The organism is Methylophaga sp. UBA4204 (assembly GCF_002379485.1).
In the GTDB taxonomy this organism is placed as follows: domain Bacteria; phylum Pseudomonadota; class Gammaproteobacteria; order Nitrosococcales; family Methylophagaceae; genus Methylophaga.
Genome location: NZ_DFTU01000042.1, coordinates 10,566 through 13,941, shown reverse-complemented (window position 1 = coordinate 13,941; position 3,376 = coordinate 10,566). Strand labels below are relative to the sequence as shown.

The following is a 3,376-nucleotide window of genomic DNA, read 5'->3' as shown; positions in this document are numbered from 1 at the left end:
ACTTCAGTGACTTCATCACTTGGATCGGCCTCAACCACCAGATAACCATACGATTGACTGCCGCGGGTAATAAGTCGTCGGAACGCCACCGCTTCAGGTTCCATCAAACGGATAAACCAGTCCGGCGCATCAGGCCGGTTGGTAAACGGTACTCCCTCTTCATGGCCGATTAACGGTTGGCCGTTCATGTCTTCAAACCAGGCGCGGATGTGTCTTGTATGACGCACACTGTCAACAATCAGGGTTACCCGCTCGCTCAAGTCGTTGGAAAAACGTAAGGTCGGCAAGGCATTGATCAATAATCCACGTGCCAACTGAGTACTGGATGCCATTTCGGCCGCGACTGCCTGACGGGCATTCTGAATCATAAAATAGCCAGCGGCGACAAAGTTGAATACCAGGATCAAGGTTACAATGATCAATAAACGCAGTTTCAGGCTCATGTCGGGTCAGTTATCTCGCTGTGATAGGCTAAGGCCTATTGAACTTTCATAGCCGACATTGTTTGTTGCGACTATGAGAAATCAAATTGACCTACAATTATCGCACATCATCAAATCAGGACTCTGTAAATGCAAGCGCAAAGCAATCAACAACTTTTCCTTCAGGCTCAAAAACATATCCCGGGTGGCGTCAATTCACCCGTCCGTGCATTCAAAGGTGTCGGCGGTGATCCGGTATTTTTCAGCAGCGCAAAAGGCGCCTGGCTTACCGATGTTGAAGGTAAAAATTATATTGATTATATCGGCTCATGGGGACCGATGATTGCCGGTCATGCGCATCCGCAAGTTATTGAGGCCGTTCAGCTAATGTGTGCAAACGGTCTGGGATATGGCGCGCCCACAGCAATTGAAACTGAAATGGCGGATTTACTCTGTGAATTAGTGCCTTCAATGGAAATGGTGCGTATGGTCAGCTCCGGTACTGAAGCGACCATGAGTGCCATTCGTCTGGCTCGCGGCCATACCGGTCGTGACAAAATCGTTAAGTTTGAAGGCTGTTACCACGGTCACGCAGACTCGTTATTAGTCAAAGCTGGCAGTGGTGCATTAACCCTAGGAGAACCTTCTTCTGCTGGAGTGCCTAAAGCGATTGCCGAGCACACCATTACCTTACGCTACAACGATATGGATTCAGTCAAACAATGTTTTGCTGAAATCGGTGATCAGGTTGCCTGCATTATTGTCGAGCCGGTTGCCGGAAATATGAACTGTATTCCACCGATTCCGGGATTTCTCAAAGGTTTGCGCGAAGTCTGTGATCAATACGGCAGTCTGCTGATTTTTGATGAAGTCATGACCGGTTTCCGGGTCGCTTTGGGCGGTGCGCAGCAACATTATGGAATCAAGCCTGATCTCACTACGCTGGGTAAAGTAGTCGGTGGTGGTTTACCGGTTGGAGCTTTTGGTGGACGTAAAGATGTGATGCATTCTATTGCACCGCTTGGTCCGGTATATCAGGCAGGTACATTATCAGGGAATCCAGTAGCAATGGCAGCTGGCCTTGCAACTTTGAAGCTGGTACAACAACCCGGCTTTCATGATCACCTCAGTCAACAGACAGCTAAATTAGCTAATGGCTTGAAACAAAAAGCCGATGCGGCCGGTATTCCGATGAGTATCAATTATGTGGGTGGCATGTTTGGCTTTTTCTTTACCGAAGAAGCCAACATTGAGTTTTTTGAGCAGGTCACCCAATGTGATCAGGAACGTTTTAAAAAGTTTTATCACGGCATGCTGGATCGTGGGGTCTATCTTGCACCTTCAGCATTTGAAGCAGGCTTTGTCTCTGCTGCACATGGTGATGATGAAATTGAAGCCACTCTGGCAGCAGCAGAGCTGGTTTTGGCGAGCTTATAAATGAATACGCTGTACTGGCACGATTATGAGACGACTGGCACCGATCCACGATTTGATCGGCCACTACAGTTCGCCGGCGTGCGCACCGATGAAGATCTGAATATCATCGGTGAACCATTGATGATTTACTGCAAACCGGCAGCCGATGTATTACCGCATCCAATGGCGAGTTTAATAACGGGCATCACGCCACAGAAAGCACAACAGGAAGGCCTGACTGAGGCCGAATTCATTAAACAAATTCATGATGAACTGTCACAGCCAGGTACCTGCGGTGTGGGCTATAACAGTTTGCGGTTTGATGATGAATTTACCCGCTTCGCCCTGTTTCGTAATTTTTACGATGCCTATGCCCGCGAATGGCAAAACGGTAATTCACGCTGGGACATTATTGATATGGTGCGTCTCACCCGGGCTCTTCGTCCGGAAGGAATCGAGTGGCCTAATCGTGAAGACGGCCAGCCCAGTTTTCGTCTGGAAGCCTTAACTGCTGCAAACGGTATTGAACATCAGGGCGCGCATGATGCGTTAGTGGATGTGTATGCCACAATCGCGTTGGCAAAACTGATTAAAGATCGTCAGCCAAAACTGTATGACTATATTTATCAGTTACGCCGAAAACAGCAGCTCGCTCCGTTATTGAACCTACATGAGGCGGATCCGGTATTGCATACCTCACGCATGTACCCTTCTGAATATTGCAATACGGCACTGGTAGTGCCACTAGCCAAAGAACCAAACAACAATAATGGGGTGATTGTTTATGATCTGCGCCATGATCCTTCGGCGTTACTGGAGCAGGATGCCGATACCATTCGGCAATGGTTATTTACCCCAACCAAAGATCTCCCCGAGGGTGTTTCGCGTCCGGCAATCAAAACCGTGCATATAAATAAATGTCCGGTCATTGTTCCTGCAGCTACGCTGGATGATGCTGCTGCCGAGCGGCTGCAGATTGATCGGGAATTAAGTCATAAACATCTGCAACTTCTTCGTGAGGCCGGTGAATCATTACAGCAAAAATTGCAGAAAGTTTTCAGTCAGAAATCATTTGATGAGATAGACGATGTTGATGCCAGCTTATATGGCGGCGGTTTCTTTGATGACAGCGATAAAAACAAAATGACCCTGATCCGCGAAGCGGCTCCTGATCAATTGGGCACGTTATCGATACCTTTTAACGATTCGCGATTACCGGAAATGCTGTTTCGCTACCGAGCGCGTAACTGGCCCGAATCATTAAATGAAAGTGAAGCAGAACAATGGCAGCAATTCTGTCGGACCAAATTAACCGCAACTGCATCGCCTGGACTTACATTTGAAAAATTTAATGCTGCTTTAGCGGAGTGTCGGCAGCAAGAGCTCACCGCAGCCCAACAGCAAACTTTGGACGACTTGCAACGTTATGTCACTGAGCAACAAATCGCATTAGGAATGAACAGTTCTAATTGAACAGCCGCGTTTGATTTACAATGTGCGCATGTCAACTACTGCCAAAATCCTGCTCACCACCCTGA

The 3,376-nt window shown here is 47.9% G+C and carries 3 protein-coding genes; 2 read left to right on the top strand and 1 reads right to left on the bottom strand.

Going from position 1 to position 3,376, the window contains the following annotated elements; all coding sequences use genetic code 11:
• Nucleotides 1-443 (bottom strand): LapD/MoxY N-terminal periplasmic domain-containing protein (locus tag B3182_RS05925; RefSeq protein WP_292751948.1); only part of this gene is annotated, 443 nt, incomplete at its 3' end.
• Nucleotides 444-572: 129 nt separating this feature from the next.
• Between B3182_RS05925 and hemL the strand changes: the two genes are divergently transcribed.
• Both hemL and sbcB read left to right on the top strand, forming a co-directional pair.
• Nucleotides 573-1,859: a glutamate-1-semialdehyde 2,1-aminomutase gene (gene hemL, locus B3182_RS05920; protein WP_292353461.1), complete on the top strand. Its 1,287-nt coding sequence runs from the start codon at nt 573-575 to the stop codon at nt 1,857-1,859.
• A complete protein-coding gene (gene sbcB / locus B3182_RS05915; RefSeq protein ID WP_292751945.1) occupies nt 1,860-3,311 on the top strand; it encodes an exodeoxyribonuclease I in 1,452 nt (483 codons plus the stop codon). It begins immediately after the preceding gene.
• Nucleotides 3,312-3,376 lie beyond the last annotated feature (65 nt).

Bases quoted from the DNA above. Each gene is read 5' to 3' on its own strand.
- hemL (WP_292353461.1), top strand. From the start codon at position 573: ATGCAAGCGCAAAGCAATCAACAACTTTTCCTTCAGGCTCAAAAACAT.
- sbcB (WP_292751945.1), top strand. From the start codon at position 1,860: ATGAATACGCTGTACTGGCACGATTATGAGACGACTGGCACCGATCCA.